The sequence below is a fragment of the Pelomonas sp. CA6 genome (assembly GCF_022549225.1).
Classification (GTDB): domain Bacteria; phylum Pseudomonadota; class Gammaproteobacteria; order Burkholderiales; family Burkholderiaceae_C; genus Roseateles.
In genome coordinates this window covers 1-17,191 of record NZ_JAKZFD010000009.1, presented here as the reverse complement: position 1 = coordinate 17,191, position 17,191 = coordinate 1, and the positions used below count along the sequence as shown (strand labels likewise).

The following is a 17,191-nucleotide window of genomic DNA, read 5'->3' as shown; positions in this document are numbered from 1 at the left end:
CGGCATCGGTCGGCGCTTTCTTCAACCACTCCGAAAGGCCGCCATGGACAACAAAGATGTCGTCGATACCTTGAACACCCTGATCGAAACCTGCAAGGACGGCGAGTATGGATTCCTCAGCTGCTCCGAGCATGTGGGCAGTCCCAGCCTGCGTCAGGTCTTTTCAGCCCGGGCCACCGAATGCCGCGAAGCGGCCCGCGAGCTTCAGCAACTGGTCCGCCAGCACGGCGGCACCGCCGAGGATGAAGGCAGCACCACCGGCGCGATGCACCGTGGCTGGGTGGCCGTGCGCGGCGCGTTGACCGGCTACAGCGACCTCGCCATGCTGGAGGAATGCGAGCGCGGCGAGGATGCCGCGCTGGCGCGCTACCGCAAGGCCCTGCAGGAACAGCTGCCCGCCGATGTGCTGCTGGTCGTGCAACGACAGATGGCCGGCGTACAGCGCAACCACGACCAGATCCGCCAGCTGCGCGACCAGGCGCGGGCCACCAACGGCTAACCTGTCTGAGCTTGCCCCACCCCGGACATCCCTTTCGCGTCTCAGGTGTCCGGGGCTTTTTATTTGTCTTCCTTGCGTGGCACGACGCTGATGGAGCCGTCGCTTTCCAGCTGGGCGCGCCGCACCTGATCCAGGCGCTCCAGCCCCTGTTGATGCAGCGCGCTCATCAGCTCGTCCTGCGTGATCATCTCGCGCCGAAGGTTGCGCGGTAGCGGCACGCCGTCGCGCACCAGCAGGATGGCCGGCGCCTGCAGGAAGCGCCGCAGGCGTTCGCTGCGGTAGCCGGCCCAGTCGATGAGCCAGTTCCAGCCCGCAATGGTGAGCACCAGCACGATGCCGTCGCTGATGGAGCGGTACTCGCCGGCCATCGCGTTCTGCGCCGCATCGGCGATCAGCACCAGCAGCAGCACGTCGGCCAGCCCGATGGAGCCGGCATCACGGCGCAACACGAAGCGGAACATCAGGAACAGCACCCAGTACACGGTGCTGCCACGCAGCATCAGCTCCAGCGGATGAACGGTGAGCTCGAACAGCGAGCCCCAGTCCGGGGTTGGCGGCATGGCCTGCGACGACCTCAGTCTTGCGGGCGACGCGCCCACAGCAGCGGCGCGGCCTGCCGCAGCGCGCGCATCAGCTCCGGACTCAGATGGCGGCGCCACGGCGGCGGCACCAGCTCGCCCAGCAGCGGCCAGGCCGCGAGCCACAGCGCATCGAGGGCGGCCGGTCCCTGGGCGAGGTCCCGCTCAGCGGCGGCCGACGAGGCAGAGCCAGCGCGACTGCCGCGCCGGGAAGCCAGCGTCGACGATGAAGGCCCGTCGCCCGCCTCGGCCTCACGGCGGCGGCGGCGCCTGCGGCCGCTCACCAAGCGCCAGAAGCCCCAGGCCGCCACACTCCAGGCCAGCGGCGCCAGCACGCGGCGGGGCGACAGCAGGTGTTCCAGCCCATGGACCAGGGCGTCCCATTGACCCAGGATACGCAGACGCCGGTCCAGCATGCGCAGCTCCGTAAGGAGGATGCATTGTTCGAGTTCCAGCGCCGACAGCCCGCCCCGGGCCCCCCGAGGTCCGGGGCCGGTCGGCCGAGCGCCGTCGCCGGCGTGGTCTTTGCTCACCTTGGATCTCCTCCGGGCGGCGGTTGGGGGGCGGGAGCCGCGGCGGGCGGCGCGGCCGGGCGTTCGCCCACCCGAGAGCCGAGGCCCAGCTGTCGGCGCGTGGCGGGCAGCGCCAGCAGCGGCTTGAGCAGGCGGGCATGGCCCAGGGCCCAGGTCAGCAGAGCCGCATTCGCAAACACGATCAGCGCGCAGGCCAGGGACAGCGGCATGCCGACATCAAACAAGACCGATGCCAGCCCGGCCCAGAAAAACAGCCAGGCCGTCGCAAAGGCCACGCCGCCGAGCAGTGCCAGCCACAGCAGACGCTCCAGCACGCGCAGCGCGCGCTGCAGCTCCAGCGACAACAGGTCCAGCCCATCCCCCAGCAAGCCCAGGACATGGGCGAGCAGGGCCTGCAACCCGCCCAGCCAACCAGCCGCGGTGTCGAGGGGAGGCGAGGCGTCGGCCTCGCCGGGAGGCGCGGGAGGCGGTGCCGCGCTGCTGTTCGTCACCGCGACAGCCTGGCGACCAGCAGGCCCACGGCCAAGGCCGTCGCCACCGCCGCCAGCGGATGCTCACGGACGCTGCAGCGCAGGCTTTCGGTCCATTCGCGCCCCATCTCGCGCGCCTGGTCGGCGCGCTGGTGCAGCATGTCGCCGGTTTCTTCCAGGCTTTTCTGCAAATGCTGGGCGGCGGGAGCCGCCTGGCTGGCCAGCCGATCAATGGTGGCATGCGCCCCTTGTGCGGCCCGTTGGACCAGATCGGCGGCCTGCTGGCCCGAGGTGGTGGTGGTGCCCGTGGAGGACGAGCGCGTGCCGCCGGTGGCGTCCTCCGCGGCCGCGCCGGCCTGTTCGGAGGTGAGGAAGGGGGCCGGCTGGCCCGACGGGTCGGATGCGCCCGCACGGCCGGCGCCGGAGGCCGAGCCCGGGGCGGGGCTGCTAGGGTTGCTGTTCATCGAAGTCCTTTCAAGTGGAGAGGCAAACGAAAGACAAAGGGACGATCGGAAGAAGCGGGCCGCACCCGGGGAGCGGCCCAGGCAGAGCTCAGCGCACCGAGCCGCGCCGGAAGAGATTGACGACCGCCAGCAGCAGCACCGCGCCCACCAGCGACACCAGCAGCGCCCCCAAGCTGAAGACGCCCTGATTGATGGTGGGCACGCCCACCAGCGGCGAGACGAAGGCGCCGGCGATCATGGCGCCAACGATGCCCACGACCACGTTGAGCAACAGGCCCTGCTGCCCGTCCGTGCGCATGAGGATGCTGGCCACCCAGCCGATCAAGCCGCCGACGACAAGCCAAATGATGAAGTTCATGGTCATTACCCCAGGTTGCGATTGACCACCGATTCCGGCAAGTGGCATGCCATCTGCCGCCGCCCACGGAGGGTCAGGTCTTGCCGGAAGCGTCCGGAGCGTCCGCGCCCAGGTCGTTGGGCTTGGCAACGTCCAGGCCGCGCGCCGGGCTTTCGGCGCTCTGCCGGCCATCGGCGGGCTGTTCGATCAGCTCGACGATGATGAAGTTGCCGTAGTGCTGGGCCTGCTGCGCGCCATGGCGGCGCGCGAGCTCCGCCACGCGGGCGGCACGCTCATCGTCCGCCGCCTTCACCAGCAGCCAGTGGTAGCCGGCCTCGGCCAGCTTCTGGTGCTGCCGAAGCAGGTTCATCTCCTGACCCAGCGCCGCGATCGGACTGGCCTGGCGCAGGTCCTCCTCCACCTGCGCCAGCATCTGGCGGTCGGTGTAGGAGCGGATGTCCTCGGCGGACACGCCGCCCTGCTGCGTGAGCGCCTGTCGGGCTGCGTCCCAGTCGCGCGCCGACGCAAAGCTCAGCAGCACCTGCCCGACGGGCTTGAACGCACCAAAGCTGGTGGGATGCTGAGGGACCGCGGATGGGTCCGCCGGTTTGTCCATGGCCATGGTCGATCTCCGGAACAGGCAAGGCCCTGGCCGCAGCAAGCGCGATGCCTGCCCCGCCGCCCGACGGCGGGCACGTCCCTTGCCAGGTATCGCTGCCACGAGGGCGGCACGCCATTGCGGCGGACGCGGCAATTCCTGCTGCAAGCCCGATCGACCCGCCGGACCGACCGGCCAAGGATTCATGATGGACATCGAACGAGGCGAAGGGCGGTTTGCCACCGCCGAAGCCGCGCGCCGCGCGATCGAACTGGCCTTGCCCATGATCGCCAGCCGGCTGGGCGACCCCGAGGTCAGCGGGCAAGGCGTGCTGCATCTGGTCGTGCTCGACCCCGCCGCCCGACAGGACTCCGAGGCGCCGGTGCTGGCCGAGCTGTCGATCGGCGACGGCGCGCGCTGGGACGTCGACTACGCCGAATACGCGCGCGAAAAGGCGCGCCTGAGCTGGCGCCACCGCATGGACAGCCGGCTGCTGCAGCTGATGTATCCGCACCGGCTCGCGTTGAACGAAGGTTCGCTGTGGGGCGGCGTCTGGCTGGACGGCATCGTCGTCGCGGCCAGCGGTGCCCAGCCCATCTGGGACGAGTGCTTCGCACTGTGCGTGGCCGCCCATCTGCGCTGCCTCAGCTGGATCTCGGCGGATCCCTCACTGCGCTGAGCGCCGGTCCGGCCGCGCCCCGCCTTCCGCTGTCCCGCCCCGACCCGACCCGGCCCCGACTCGTCTTCGCCTCCCTCCCCCGCTCCTCCCCCCTTGCTTTCCTCGGCTTAGCGCCGCTTTCCAACATGACCTCCTCCCATTCTTCGAATTCTGATTCCTGGTCCTCCGCCTTCACAGCCGAGGCCGACACCGAGGCCATCTCGCTGCGCGGCCGCGTGGTGCTGATCACCGGCGGCAGCCGCGGACTGGGCGCGGCGATCGCGCAAGTCGTCGGCGAGCGCGGAGCGCGGGTCGTGCTGGCCGATCTGGATCTGCAGCGCGCGCAGGATCGCGCGGCGCTGCTGGCCGAGCGCGACATCCAAGCCCTGCCGCTGCCGCTGGACGTCGGCGACCCGGCCCAGTGCCAGAACGTGGTGGAACAGGTGCAGCACCACTTCGGGCGCCTGGACGCCTTGGTCAACAACGCCGCCGTCGACGTCACTGCGCCGCTGGCCCAGCTGGAGGTAGCGGACTGGCTGCGCGTGCTGAGCACCAATCTGTCCGGCCCACTGGTGATGAGCAAATACGCCGCCGCGCTGATGGCCCAGCAGTCCGACGGCGGCCAGATCGTCAACATCGCCTCTACCGCGTCCCGCCGCGCCTGGCCCAATGCCAGCGCCTACCACGCCACCAAATGGGGGCTGCTGGGCCTGTCGCACGCCTTGCACGCCGAACTGCGCGACCAGGGCATACGCGTCTGCGCCGTGATCGCCGGCGGCATGCGCACGCCCTTCCTGCTCGACCGTTTTCCCGACATCGACGCAACCCGGTTGCAGGACCCGCTGCATGTGGCGCGCGCCGTGCGCTATGTGCTGGAACAGCCGCCCGCCACCTGCATTCCCGAGCTGATGGTGCTGCCGCAGCGTGAAAGCTCGTGGCCCTGAGCGCGCCGCCCTCGGCGGCCCGGTCGCGTCCGGCGCTGTTCATCGACAAGGACGGCACGCTGGTCGATAACGTGCCCTACAACGTCAATCCGGCCCTGCTGCGCCTCATGCCCGGCGCGGCGGAGGCACTGGCCCGGCTGGCCCGGGCCGGCTTCGCGCTGGTGGTGGTGACCAATCAGAGCGGCCTGGCGCGCGGCCTGTTCACGCGCCAGGACTTCCAGCGGCTGGAGGATGCGCTGCGCGCGCGGCTGCATGCCGAACAGGGCGTCGAGCTCGACGGCCTGCTGCTGTGCCCTCATGAGCCCGGGCCGGACGGCGCGCCCGCCTGCCGCTGCCGCAAGCCCGCCCCCGGCATGCTGCTGCAGGCCGCCGCGCGATGGCAGCTGGATCTGCCGCGCTCGTGGATGGTGGGTGACACGCTGGATGACGTCGAGGCCGGCCACCGCGCCGGCTGCCGCAGCCTGCTCTTCGACAGCGGCGGCGAAACCGTCTGGCGGCGCGGGCCGTTGCGCGAGCCGGAGCACCGCGTTCAGGACTGGGCAGAGGTGGAGGCGCTGGTGCTGGGGTAGGCCCGTTCGCTGACCATCCTGTTCAAGGCACCGGGCAGTTGAGCGCTTCGGCGTCCACCGGCGTCGGTGCATCCGGGTCGGTGGCGTCCATGATGGCCAGGCTGCATTGATCGCCGGGATACGACAGCCTGGCTAGGTAATTCCGGTTCGGAGCGGGAGTGAACTTCAGAACCAGCGGACCGCAACGACCGCCCGCGACGGAGACCACCGAGCCGGGGGCTCCCGTCCCCGTGGCACTGGACCAATTACTGTAGGCCCGCACCTGGACGGGCTGCGCCGGCGCGACGGACTTGTCGATGAAGCCACGCCCAGCGGTGAGCTTGGCAATCCACGGCAGCAACACGCCGTGCCCGTTGTCCCGCACGAACTCCTGCGCCGAAAACCCCTCGCAGTTCTGCGACGCCGAACTGATGGAGAACCCCACCGGTGCCGGACTGCCTTCCGATCGCAGCACCAGCTTGGTCTCACCAAGGGTTATTTGCTTGAGCACGTGATAGCCGTTGTGCTCGTTGACCTCACGTCGGGGCCCCACGCTGTGAGCAACCTGGCCTGTAATCTAAAACTTGCCTGTTGCCTTGAGTTGGCACTTTAGCCCTCGGCAGGGACGGCTACTTCAACCAAATATGGTTTGATCGTGTAGCAAGAGTGGAGCAAGCTTTGAAGCTGCCTTGCGTATGCCGGTCGACATATCACATCAGCCCCAGCAACTTCAGGTCGTGCGTGAATTCCCTCAGCTCCTCGCCTTGCAGCGTTGCTAGCATCTCCCCCAGGTCGTGCTTGGCCAGGATCGTCGCGATCTTGGCGCGAGGGTATTCTTCGGACCCGCGCCCACCGCTGAGCACAAGCGCCAGAACTTCAAACATTACCTGCTCAATCGGCAGACGGAAGGAGTCCTCGCACTGCTCATAGGCGTAACCGATCTCGTGCTCATCCGGCGCCCAACCGCCACCCTTACCTAGCTTCCGTGCGTGGAGATGGCTGCGGCAATATGTGTAGTAGCAGTCGAGCAGCCACCAGCGGATAATCTTGTAAGTCCGCCGCTCGTCCTCGTCAGAGAAGCGATCATTCTCGAAGTCATACATCATCCACCTCCGGCCGGTTTTTTCTTCGGCGGCAGCATTATGGGCTGCTGCCGGTTTGAAGGACACCTTGGTAAGGTGGAAGTTCAAACCGGAGAAGGTTGATGAAGACGAGACGGCAGTTCAGTCGGGAATTCAAAGTCGAGGCGGTCAAGCTGGTGACCGAGCGGGGCGTTGCAGTGGCGCAGGCCGCGCGCGATCTCGATGTGCATGAGACCCGCCTGCGAGCGTGGATGAAGGAACTGGCGGCGGACCCGCACCAGGCATTCCCAGGCAAGGGCGTGATGAAGCCCGAGCAGGCCGAGATCGAGCGGCTGCGCAAGGAAGTGGCGAAGCTCAAGATGGAGCGCGACATCTTGAAAAAAGCCACGGCCTTCTTCGCCAAGGAGTCGATGTGAAGTTCGGCTTCGTCGCGAAGCACCGAGGGGCGTGGCCGGTCAATCTGTTGTGCGAGGCGCTCGGTGTCTCGCGAAGCGGCTTCTATGCGTGGGTGACGCGCCCGCGCAGCCAGCGCAGCTTGGACGACGAGCAGTTGGGCGCGCAGGTGCGCCAGAGCTTTATGGCCAGCGACCGCACCTACGGCGCACGGCGTGTTTGGCATGACCTGCTGGCGCAGGGCCGACGCTGCGGCTTACATCGCATTGAACGGCTCATGCGGGCACAAGCGCTGCGCGCCCGCCCGCGCCGGCGTGGCCTACCCCAGGACCATGGCGAGCGCAGCGCCATTGCCGCCAACGTGCTGGACCGTCAGTTCCAGGCCGACGCGCCCAACCAGAAGTGGGTGGCCGACTTCACCTACATTTGGACGGCCGAGGGCTGGCTTTACGTGGCTGTGGTGTTGGACCTGTTCTCGCGACGCATTGTGGGGTGGTCCATGCAGTCAAGCATGACCAGCCAGCTCGTGGCCGATGCGCTGATGATGGCCGTAGCGAGAACACAAACGGATTGCTGCGCCAGTACCTGTCCAAGGGCACTGACTTGTCGGTCTTCAGCCAGGAGGATCTCGACGCCATTGCTGATGATATGAACAGCCGGCCTCGCGCCACCCACGACTGGCGCAGCCCGATTCAAGTCTTCGTCGAGATAATGCGAGTGCTCGACCAAAAGTCCACCTCAGTGATTCATTGAAACTGCCGGGGGTTGCACTTCAGATTTGAGACCGCCTGCCGAAAAGCCGTTCGATCCTGCCCAACAGACCTGGCTCGGGTGGTACCCAACCGGGCTTGAGGAAGTCGTACACGTCGTCGTAGTGTGCAAGGGGCCGAACAGGCATCAGGTCCATCGGCACACGAGGGCTGTCGATCTGAACCTCAATGCCTTTATGCCAGCACAGCTTGGCCTCAAAGGTGGCGATGTACGCAAAAAAGTCGCCCGTGATGGGGTCGTCGTTGCCGAGCTTGATGTCTTGCGTAATCCGCGCTTCAAGGCCCGCCTTGTCACCTCGCATCAACAACGAGAAGAAATCTTTGCTCTCCGCGCAGTCCTTGCGCCACGGCTTGCGGCCATTCTTTGCGAGCTTGTCGACCTTGGCCTGCAGCGCCTCGTAGTCGCCCAGGATGGCGAGTTGCCACATGTGGACCAGGAATTGCGGGTTCAAAGGGGCGTGGCGACCTTCCGCGTAGTAAGTGGGCGCGAATCGGGCCATCGCTTCGATGATTCGAGGGCTGTCAGACAGCAGCGCATGCCACAACTCTGCGCCAGTCTCGAATCGGGCATGTTGCTCGTTTAATCGAATCGACTCGATTTCGAGCTTGCACACTACGTACATGTTCTGGCGAAACTGCTCTTCGTCCCCTTCAATGTACTTAGCTCTCATGGCTAGCACGCGTTGCTCTGTTGCGAGGCGCATGTAGGCGAGAGAACGTTGCGAAGAACTGCGCCGTGACAGAAGGTACTCGATGAGACGCGGCATTGATTTATTCGCGTACTCAATCATCCTATCTAGCCGCCTAAAAGATTCTTCCTGCTTCATAGCTTTATTTCAGGCAATTTAACAACGGTGATTCCACTGGAGTTCACGCCAGTGACGATAGGCGTGACACCGCCTCCTCCGGGCTCCATGGCTTTCAGAATAAGGTTTCCAACTTCTCTTTGACTTGGCGTACCGTTTGCCAATTCTTTCGCTCTGCTCTCTATCCAAGCCCTGTCCATTTGAGTTGGTAGAGTTCCGCTCGGCCCACTCAACTTGATCGACCCATCGGCATTGAGCGGTTTGACCTCGTTAATGAAGAGCTTGCCGTCTTTCAAATACACGCCATCAAAGCAGTTGCTCCCGCATTTCCCGTCCAGGCTTGTATAGCCGTTGCGCAAGTAGTAGTTGTCGGCCACATATTCGCGCAAAGTCCCCTGTGCTTGCGTGGTGGGCAGCGTATCGAGCTGCTTCAGTAAATTCGCCTCGGCTTGCGTGAGTTTGGCCGGCATGCCCTCGTTGGTGACCTTGCTGGCGCTGATATTGCCGCCTCTTGAAGCCTCAACGGTTCCTGCGAGTGCTACATCGCTTTCGCTGCCGAGCAGTTTGCCTGCAACGCCAATCGCCTTCTCGGCCACCTTGCCGCCGAGCAACAGTTCCTCCGCGGTGTAGTCCGGCTTGGCCGCCCCGTTCAAGGCGCCTAACCGCTCTACGCGTTCTTCGTCGCGCAGGTTCTTCAGCGGGGCGATGGAGTCAGGCTTGGAGCCAAGGAAGTAGTTGCCGTACGGGTCAGCCTTCTGTGCCGCGGTCGCACTGAAGTAGGTCTGCGGGCTCCCATCGGCGGTCGCCGTCTGGCCGTTGACGGTGACGGTCCTGCCCATGTAGGGCGTCAGCATGCCTTGCGCGGTCTTGAGCGCATCGACATAGTTCTGCAGCAGGCCACGCGCGCCTTCGCTGTTGGGGTCGCTGGAGGCTTTAGCCAACTGCGCAAGGTAAGCCATGTTCTCGGCGTTGGCCTTGTCGTCCACCAGTCCGTTGGCCACGCGTTCCAGCGTGTCGGTCCAGAACCGGGTTTGGCTGGTCACGCAGTCGGTATCACCAGGCTTGCAAGCCCGCGCGGCCTTGTCCTTGGCAAGCTTCTCGATGAGGTTGCGCTCTTGGGGATGCAACTGCCGATTGTTGAAGTCCGCATTCGCCCCCACGACCGCCCCGGCCGTGCCGCCCAGGGCTCCTCCCACCAGCCCAGCCCCGGCACCGGTCACGAGTTTGGCCAGCCCCTGGGCCGCTTCTGCACCCATGCCCGCGTTGGCCAGTTGGCTTTGCAGCTCGGCTTGCAGTTCGTTGAGCGGCTGCGCCGCCGCCGCACTGCCCCCCGCCCCCAGTGCGCCGCCCACCCCGCCGGCGAGTCCGCCCAGCACCGCGTGCGCCGCCACGCGGTACGCCCCGCCTTCGTCGTACTTGGCCGCTTCGTCCTGCAGCTTCTTCTTGTTCGGGTCGGTGTCGGGCAGGCCCCGGGCCTTTTCGCGCAGGGCCTCGGCCTGGCTCCCCATGCGATCGCCGATCTCCCGAGCCAGCCGGGGCAGCGCCTGCTGTGTGATCTGCACCTGCGCCTGCACCTCGCCCATGAGCTGGGCGCCGTCCCAAGCCTTCTTCAGCGCACCGCTACCGTCCTTCTCGCTCGTCACCTCGCGCTTGAGGCTGGCGACTGCGGTGGCGGCGTCCTGGCCCGTCAGCGCCTTCTGCTGGGCTTCGTTGGTGATGGTGATCACCGCCCCGCTGACCCCGCTCTGCGTCACGCTGCCCTGGCTGCCACTGGCCCGGCCCAGGCCGGGAGCCACGTTGGGCCCCGCGTTCTTCTCCCCCGCCTTCGCGGCCGCCTTGTCCGCCTCGCTCATCTGGCCCAGCGCCTGCGCACTGCTCTGGTCACCCAGCTTGCTGCTCAAGCCGCCGCTCACCCCATACCCGCTGGCCTTGTAGTCGTCGCGGTTCTGGAGGTCGCTGGCCGTGAGGCTGGCCGTCTGGAGGCTGTTCTTGCCCTGCTCTATAGCCCGTTGGCTGCTGCTGATCACCCCGCCCTTGAGATCGGTGTTGCCCCGGACCTCCAGCTGGAAGCCGCCGTCACCCGCCTTGATCCCGCTCTGCTCGCTGACGCTGACAAAGTCCCCCTTCACCTTGGCGCTGCTCACGCTGGCGTTGACGCTGCTGGCCCCGTAGCACAGTGGCGGCAGGCACACGCTCACGCCTGCTCCCGCGCTTTGCTGCTTGGCGTCGTACTGGCTCGTGTCCTGGAGGCTTTGGATGTTGAGGTCGCCGCCCACCCGGGCCTGCACCTGCTTGGCCGTGACGCTAGCGCCCTTGAGCGTGGTGTCCCCGCCGGATTCCAGGCTGACTTGGGCGCCGCTGACGCGCGTCTGGGCCCACGTGGTGTCGCTGCCGTCGGCGCGGCCCTGGCTCTGGCTCACGCTGGCGTTGAGGCTCACGCCGTTGTGGCTGCCGCCCATGTTGATGCCGATGCCCACCGAGCCTGACTTGCCACTGTTCTGGCTGTGCTGCTCGAGGGTGTTCTTCGCCGCTTCCAGCTGGATCGCGCCATCGGCCTTCAAGCTGGCCTTGCCGCCCGCGCTGACGTCGCTGCCGATGACGGCCAGCGTGCTGTCGGCACCGGCGCCGGTGGCCTTGATGCTGACGTTGCCGCCCGCGGCAATCTTGCTGCCCACGGCCGTGGTGCTGGCGGTGTCGGTCTGGCTGTCGCTGCGGCTGGAACCCAGGCTGATATTGAAGCCCACCCCGGCGCTGGGATTCTTGGCCAGGGTCTGCACGCTGGACACCGCGTCCTTCACGCTCAGCGCCGCCTGCGCCGCGGCCAGCGCCTTCATGCGCGGGTCGCTGGTCTTGGCGCCGCCCTCGACCGCCTGCGCCACACCTTGCAACGCGCTGATCACCGGGCTGGACAGGCTCACACTCAGCCCGCTCTGCTTGAAGTGCTGCTCCTCGTGGCCGCTGGCGGTTTCGGTCGCGGCCTGGATCAGCACCTTCTGCGCCTGGATGTCCACGCTGCCCTGCGGTGTCAGCACCTGGCTGGCGCTCAGCGTGGCCTGCCGCCCTGCGCCCAGGATCACATCGCCCGTGAGGCTGCCGATCTGGCTGCCGATCTGCTCGGTGACCTGGCGTTGCTCGCTTTGGCTCTGGCTTTGCTTGCCGATGCTCACGCCCGCGCCGGAACTGAAGATGCCGCTCTGCGCACGGCTGCTGCTGGAGGCGCGGTGGTTGTCCAGCGTTTGCGTGCCTAAGGTCAAGTCACGTCCGGCTACCAGCTTCGTGCCCTCGTCCGACACCACATTGGAAGCCAGCACCACCATGTCCCGCGCCGCTCCAATGTCCACCGTCTGGCCCGAAATGGTGCTGCCCAAGGCCGTGCTTTGGGTCTGGTTCAGATAGCTGGTGGTGGTCGTACGGCTCAGGAACTCTTTGTGGGTGTGTTTGGCCGCGTCCTCGATGTGCTCCTGGGCCTGGCCGGCCAGCAGTTGCAGGTCGCGACCGGCCTTGAGCTCCACTGCCGCTTGCGCATTGACGCTGGCCGCCTTGAGGGTCAGGTCTTGTCCGGCCTGCAGCGCAATGCTGCCCTTCGCCTGGATAGCGGTTCCGACGTCTTGCTGTTGGGCGGTGTTGCGGTAGTTGTCCGCATCGAAGCGCAGTTGCTGAGAAGAGGCGGTCTGCACGGTGCTCAGCTGCAAATCACGTCCTGCCTGAATGAGTACGCCCCCTTGGCCACCCAAAGGCGCGGCGTCGTTGCCCTGGTTGAGTTGCGCCGCCCGCAGCGTGACATCTCGGCCCGCTTGAACCAACATCACACCACCTGCCTGCAACTGCGCCACGCGGTCCAGCACCGTGCGCTGGTTGGTGGCGGTCTGACCGCTGGCCATGCTGCTTTCAACGGCGATGTCTCGTCCGGCGCTCAGGCTCAAGGTGTCGTCGGCCGCGATCTGCCCGCCCAGGTTCTTGAGGTCCTGCAGCGCGCTCAGCGCCACGCTGGCTCCCCGCACGCTGCCGGTGTTGTTGATGTTGTTGGCCTGAACAGCCACGCTCTTCGTGCCCTCGATGTTCGCACTGTTGTCCAGGTCCCCGGAAAGAGCCAAGCTCACGCGGTCCCCACCGATCAGCGCGCCTTGCGCCGTCAAGTCACCGTCGCGCGGCAGCAGATAGACCTGCGGCACCAGCACGCGCTGTGTGCTGCCGTCGGCCAGCGTCACGCTCTGCTCAACCAGCCACACCAGATCCGTGGTCAGCTGCGCCATCTGCTCGGCACTGAGGGCCACACCTGGTGTGAGTTGATGAGACTTGGCAAAGCTGGCACCCGCCTGCATCAGCGCACGGTAGCTGGCTTCGTCGCTGTCGTAGCCGGCCAGGTAGCGGCTACCGGTCAACTGGCCAATCTGCTCGCGCACCAGGCGTTGCTCGTAATAGCCATCGCCCAGCCGCTTCTGCACCGTGGCCGGGTCGTAGCTCAGGGCCGAGATCAGGTAGTCGCTGGACAGCCATTGACGGTAGTCGGCAAAGCGAGCGTCCGTCTCAACCAGGTAACGCGAGCCCGGTTCGCGGTGGACCTTGAACAGGCTGTTGCCAGGCAGCTGCAAGTTGGGCGTCGCCGCATGAACGGACTGCCCCGCAATCATGCGAGCAGCCGCACTGGTCGATATCGCGGTGGTCGGGTTAGGCACCAAGGGACCCGCAAGGCCAGGATCGCTCAGCTTGACTCGCTGTGCCGAGGCCGCGGACCGCGGATCGACCGCCACCCTCGTGGGTGCGCCACCCTCCTGTGCCTGTTCGACGACCTGGTTCTGCTGGCGAGTGATGGCCGCTTGCTCTGCACGCACTCCAACTTCACGATCGTCAACGCGAACTGTCGGTGACCGCACCTCCGGGGAGGAAGCCGTGTGCCAAGCCGCCTCAGCGCTCAACTGCAACGTTGCGCCTTGGGCGCTATCGGCCAACTCAGCGGCTCCCGGCGAAGCTGCGCGCCAGGTGGCCTGGGCTGAGCTACTGGACGTGACCGCGCCTGCGGCCTGGGCGCGCTGGGCAGAGCCCCCCCCTGCGCTGCGCCAATCCGTCCGGGCAGTAGCTCCAGCATTTACTGCATTGGCACCCTGGGCGGTTTGGGCTGAGGTTATATCTGAACTGCGTTGGGAGGCCCGAGCCGAGGCATCGGCATTCACTCCGTCCGTCGCCTGCGGAGACTGACCCCACGCGAGATCTGCACTGTGCCACGCAGCTCGGGCCGAGGTGTTTGCGTTTACGGCCCCTGCCGCCACCGCAGACTGAGAGGTTTCTGTATCCGCCCTATGCCAGGCGGCCCGGGCAGCGGCGGACGGGGTTACCGCATCCGCAGCCTCAACGGATCGTGCTGTCCCAGAACTCGCGTTGCGCCAGGCGGCCAGCGCACCGCCAGAAGGGGCGAGCCCCGCAGCGGCGTCTACGGCATCAACAGCCCCCCCCGAACCGGCTTGGGCCGCATGCAGCACACTCGCCTCCCCTTGCGCAGCATTGCGTACCAGCTGGGTCTGGCCCGATCCGTCTCCCGTGACGGCAGTACCGTCGGAGCGATCCTGCGGCCGCACCCCGGCACCACCGCTACCCGAACTACCCAGCGTGGGGAGCTCCAAAGTCACTGTGCGGCTCACACTATCGGTATAGGCAGCGTAGCCGATACCTCGGTTAGGATTGCCGCTACCGGCGTTATAGGAGCGGTAGGCAGCACCGGACTCCACCTCATTGACCGTTACGGTGTATGCCACATTGCGCACCGAGCTTCCCGTGATCGCCACGCCATCACGGCCTACGATCTGGCTCATTTCGTTGGTGATCTGCCCCCCTTGCACGAACAAACTTCCGCCCACCACGATACGACCTGCCAAGCTGCGGCTAACTTGTGCCTGCTGAGTCTTGCGTGTGAATTCATAGGCCATGAAATCACCATATGAGCGGCTGGCCAGATCGTTGTAGAAGGCCTGAATCGCGGCGTCCAGAGCTGCATCATCGCCGGGAGTGACCTTGAAATCACTCCAGATGCGGTCGTCCGCCGCATAGTGCGCCCCGGGTAGCAGAACCAAGTCGCAATCGATGATGCGAGAGCAGCCTGGCGGCAGCCCATAGTAATCACTGCTTTGCCGCACGAAGTACTCGCCACCCGAGAAATTCCCCAAATACCGCCCAAACACCGCGAAGGGGTATCGCTCCGAATCCAGAACTAACTTTCTGTTGTAAGTGTCAGCTGACCAGTTGTCTCGTCCTGGTTCGAACGCCGCGATGAAGGGAACCAATGAACTCTGAGCTAGGCTACTCCAATAACCAAGCCAACCATCCCTCACTTTGTCTGGTGACCAAACAATGCGTATATCTTCTGGCTTATAGCGAACCGTGTTGCCGATGAGACCGAACTCAAATCCGCTAGTGGATGCTCCGTTAACAAGCTGCCATTGCAGGTAAGGGTTCAGATTCCGAATATCAGCCGACGCGAGCTCCAAGTTGCCGCGCACATCAATCGTCGCGCCACTGTTGATCAGGCGACCAGCAGTGATGGAAGCACCACCACCGGAACTGATGAAGGCCCGCGTGTCCAGCAGCGCCGAGGTCGGCCCCCCAGCAGCTGTGATCGCTGCCAGTTCACCATCGGTGTAGACGGAGCGGTTCACGGCCTCGCCACTGATGTTCAGAATCAGCCCGCGGCTGGCTTCGATGCTGGCGTTCTCATTGAGAAGCGAGGCTGCCTGCAGGCTCATGGCGCCATCTGCGAAAATCAACCCGCCCCCCGTGTTGCTCACCGATTGGGTGAAACGGCCGGTCAGACTGGAGCGTGCGGCAATGGTGGCGGACGTGCCCGACAGCGCGCCATTGCTCAGGCTGCCTCCCGACAGCGCGATGTCGCCCCCGTAGATTCGCCCCGTGCCTTCGTTAACGATCTGCGCGGCATTCAGCGTCACCACGTCGCCGTCAATCAGCCCTTGATTGCGCAGTGCTCCGGTACTGGTGATGGTCGTGCGCGCCGCACTGAGTTCGGCTCCGGAAAGGTTGCTGAATGTCGCTGAACTGATGTCCAGATTGCCCATCAAGTTCAACCGTCCCGCATTGGTGAAAGCGCCACCAGCGTTCAGGGCCACGGCGCCTTGGGCCGCCAGTTCGGTACTGCCATCCATCGTCAGGTCACCCGCGACGGTCAATGACAGGTCGCGCCCAGAGGCCAGGCGTCCGCCGGCTCCCAATTCCTTGGCCGAAAGCACAAGGCCCTCCGCCCCCCACATCCGGCCTGTGGCATTGCTCACTTGCAGCGTCGATGCCTGGGGTTGCCCTGCCCCTTCCTGGATCACAAGCCGCCCCTGGCTGCTGAGCTGACCCCGGTCGTTGAGCAGCGATTGCGAAACCGTGAGTGTCAAGGCCTGATTCGCGAGGATCTGCCCTTGAGTATTGTCGAGGTTCTGCGAACTGATCTGTATTGATCCGCCCTGGATACCCAGGTCGGAGGCGCGCGTGTCGCGGTTGTCAATGTTGCCTGCCGAGCCCAGGTCTGTCGATTGGCCACCGTAGATGAGGCCACCTTGGTTGAGAATCTGACCGGCCCTTAGGGCAAGCGACTGGAGCGCTTTGATTTGTCCGCTCTGATTGTCCGCTTGGCCCGCTACGGTCAGCTGCATGGACCCGACCGCCGCCAGCTCGGCTCGGTTAGTCAGGCTAGCGAGCAGCAAGGTAGCCTCGCTGCCCGCGCTGACTCCGGATCCGTTGGTCAGCTGCATGGCACCAAGCGTGAGACTGCCTCCAGCGTGGATGCCCTGGGGCGAGTTCCATCCCGTGTCCCGCGCATTGATCACGTCGCCCTGCGCTTGCAGAACCAAACCCTCTCCCGATTGCAACAGCCCCCCGCTGTTGTCCAGACTTGCGCTTCGCACTTGCAGTTGTCGGGAGGCAAGAAGGCGCCCCTGGGTGTTGTCCACGCTTTGGCCGTGGCTGTCCACGTCAACCTGCTCAGCGGCCACCTCCCCCTGACGGTTGATCAACCTTCCCGTTCCGGAGAGACCGCTTTCGATCTGCAGGCTTTGTGCTGCAAGAAGCCTACCCTGCGTGTTGTCCACGGCACCCTGGGCATGCAGCGTGAGTCCTCCTTCCAGTGAGCCCATCTGGCCGCGCAGATTGGTTGCGCTGCTCACTTGCAGGCCAAGATCGCGCCGGGCCAGCAAGGTGCCGTCCGTGTTGTCTAGCGTTCCAGTTGATAGGGTCAGAGCGCCATCGCTGGTCAGTGCACCGCCGCTGTTGTTCACCGAACCCGCGTGCAAATCCAGGGCCTGCTGGCCACCCGAGCGGATGCGACCGGACTGGCGATTGCTGAGATTTCCAAGTACATCCAGCACAACGCCCTGGCCGGACTCCAGCAGGCCAGCGTCATTGCTCACTGCGCCGGCACGCAGTCGCAGTACCTGATTGCTTTGGATACTGCCGCCCTGGTTGTCCAGCAGCCCCTGGACGACGATGTTGGTACTTCCACCACTGAGCCAGCGCCCACCCCTG

At 65.6% G+C, this 17,191-nt stretch carries 14 protein-coding genes and 3 pseudogenes; 6 read left to right on the top strand and 11 right to left on the bottom strand.

Annotation, left to right across the window (positions count from 1 at the left end; translation table 11 throughout):
• Window positions 1–43 precede the first annotated feature (43 nt).
• On the top strand, window positions 44–499 hold the full coding sequence (locus tag LZ017_RS15270; protein WP_241397755.1) for a PA2169 family four-helix-bundle protein: 456 nt from the start codon (window positions 44–46) through the stop codon (window positions 497–499).
• Between the two features lie 59 nt (window positions 500–558).
• Here the strand turns inward: LZ017_RS15270 and LZ017_RS15265 are convergent, their stop codons facing one another.
• From LZ017_RS15265 to LZ017_RS15240, 6 genes are all read right to left on the bottom strand, one after another.
• Window positions 559–1,059, bottom strand: coding sequence for a DUF421 domain-containing protein (locus LZ017_RS15265; RefSeq protein ID WP_241397754.1), 501 nt, complete (start codon window positions 1,057–1,059; stop codon window positions 559–561).
• A gap of 14 nt (window positions 1,060–1,073) precedes the next feature.
• Window positions 1,074–1,610: a hypothetical protein gene (locus LZ017_RS15260; protein WP_241397753.1), complete on the bottom strand. Its 537-nt coding sequence runs from the start codon at window positions 1,608–1,610 to the stop codon at window positions 1,074–1,076.
• The gene (locus tag LZ017_RS15255; protein WP_241397752.1) at window positions 1,607–2,101 is read right to left on the bottom strand and encodes a hypothetical protein; all 495 of its coding nucleotides are present in this window, start codon (window positions 2,099–2,101) and stop codon (window positions 1,607–1,609) included. Before LZ017_RS15255 ends, LZ017_RS15260 begins: the two co-directional genes overlap by 4 nt.
• Window positions 2,098–2,544, bottom strand: a complete 447-nt coding sequence (locus LZ017_RS15250; protein WP_241397751.1) for a hypothetical protein — start codon at window positions 2,542–2,544, stop codon at window positions 2,098–2,100. The genes LZ017_RS15255 and LZ017_RS15250 overlap by 4 nt, the downstream gene beginning before the upstream one ends.
• 88 nt (window positions 2,545–2,632) lie before the next feature.
• Entirely contained in the window at window positions 2,633–2,902 is a 270-nt protein-coding gene (locus LZ017_RS15245) for a GlsB/YeaQ/YmgE family stress response membrane protein (RefSeq protein WP_241397750.1), read from the bottom strand.
• A gap of 73 nt (window positions 2,903–2,975) precedes the next feature.
• Window positions 2,976–3,503 carry a hypothetical protein gene (locus LZ017_RS15240; RefSeq protein ID WP_241397749.1) on the bottom strand — a complete coding sequence of 176 codons (528 nt, stop codon included), beginning with the start codon at window positions 3,501–3,503 and terminating at the stop codon, window positions 2,976–2,978.
• A 184-nt stretch (window positions 3,504–3,687) separates the two neighbouring features.
• On the opposite strand from LZ017_RS15240, the gene LZ017_RS15235 reads away from it, so the two are divergent.
• From LZ017_RS15235 to LZ017_RS15225, 3 genes are all read left to right on the top strand, one after another.
• Window positions 3,688–4,158 (top strand): hypothetical protein, encoded by a 471-nt coding sequence (locus LZ017_RS15235; RefSeq protein ID WP_241397748.1) that lies wholly within the window; start codon window positions 3,688–3,690, stop codon window positions 4,156–4,158.
• A 125-nt stretch (window positions 4,159–4,283) separates the two neighbouring features.
• Entirely contained in the window at window positions 4,284–5,081 is a 798-nt protein-coding gene (locus LZ017_RS15230) for an SDR family oxidoreductase (RefSeq protein WP_241397747.1), read from the top strand.
• Complete coding sequence (locus LZ017_RS15225; RefSeq protein WP_241397746.1) at window positions 5,072–5,650, top strand: HAD-IIIA family hydrolase; 579 nt, start codon at window positions 5,072–5,074, stop codon at window positions 5,648–5,650. Before LZ017_RS15230 ends, LZ017_RS15225 begins: the two co-directional genes overlap by 10 nt.
• 22 nt (window positions 5,651–5,672) lie before the next feature.
• On the opposite strand, the gene LZ017_RS15220 is transcribed toward LZ017_RS15225, so the two are convergent.
• The gene (locus tag LZ017_RS15220) at window positions 5,673–6,140 is read right to left on the bottom strand and encodes a hypothetical protein (protein WP_241397745.1); all 468 of its coding nucleotides are present in this window, start codon (window positions 6,138–6,140) and stop codon (window positions 5,673–5,675) included.
• A 199-nt stretch (window positions 6,141–6,339) separates the two neighbouring features.
• Window positions 6,340–6,819, bottom strand: coding sequence for a hypothetical protein (locus LZ017_RS15215; RefSeq protein ID WP_241397744.1), 480 nt, complete (start codon window positions 6,817–6,819; stop codon window positions 6,340–6,342).
• A 14-nt stretch (window positions 6,820–6,833) separates the two neighbouring features.
• Here LZ017_RS15215 and LZ017_RS15210 point away from each other — a divergent pair.
• Both LZ017_RS15210 and LZ017_RS15205 read left to right on the top strand, forming a co-directional pair.
• Window positions 6,834–7,663 (top strand): annotated as a pseudogene (locus LZ017_RS15210) (IS3 family transposase); the annotation flags it as partial.
• Window positions 7,651–7,857: pseudogene (locus tag LZ017_RS15205) on the top strand (transposase); the annotation flags it as partial. The pseudogenes LZ017_RS15210 and LZ017_RS15205, both read left to right, overlap by 13 nt.
• A gap of 19 nt (window positions 7,858–7,876) precedes the next feature.
• On the opposite strand, the gene LZ017_RS15200 reads toward LZ017_RS15205, so the two are convergent.
• From LZ017_RS15200 to LZ017_RS22335, 3 genes and pseudogenes are all read right to left on the bottom strand, one after another.
• Window positions 7,877–8,701 (bottom strand): Imm49 family immunity protein, encoded by an 825-nt coding sequence (locus LZ017_RS15200; RefSeq protein ID WP_241397743.1) that lies wholly within the window; start codon window positions 8,699–8,701, stop codon window positions 7,877–7,879.
• A complete protein-coding gene (locus tag LZ017_RS15195) occupies window positions 8,698–16,944 on the bottom strand; it encodes a hemagglutinin repeat-containing protein (protein ID WP_241397742.1) in 8,247 nt (2,748 codons plus the stop codon). Before LZ017_RS15195 ends, LZ017_RS15200 begins: the two co-directional genes overlap by 4 nt.
• A 111-nt stretch (window positions 16,945–17,055) precedes the next feature.
• Window positions 17,056–17,136 (bottom strand): annotated as a pseudogene (locus LZ017_RS22335) (hypothetical protein); the annotation flags it as partial.
• Window positions 17,137–17,191 lie beyond the last annotated feature (55 nt).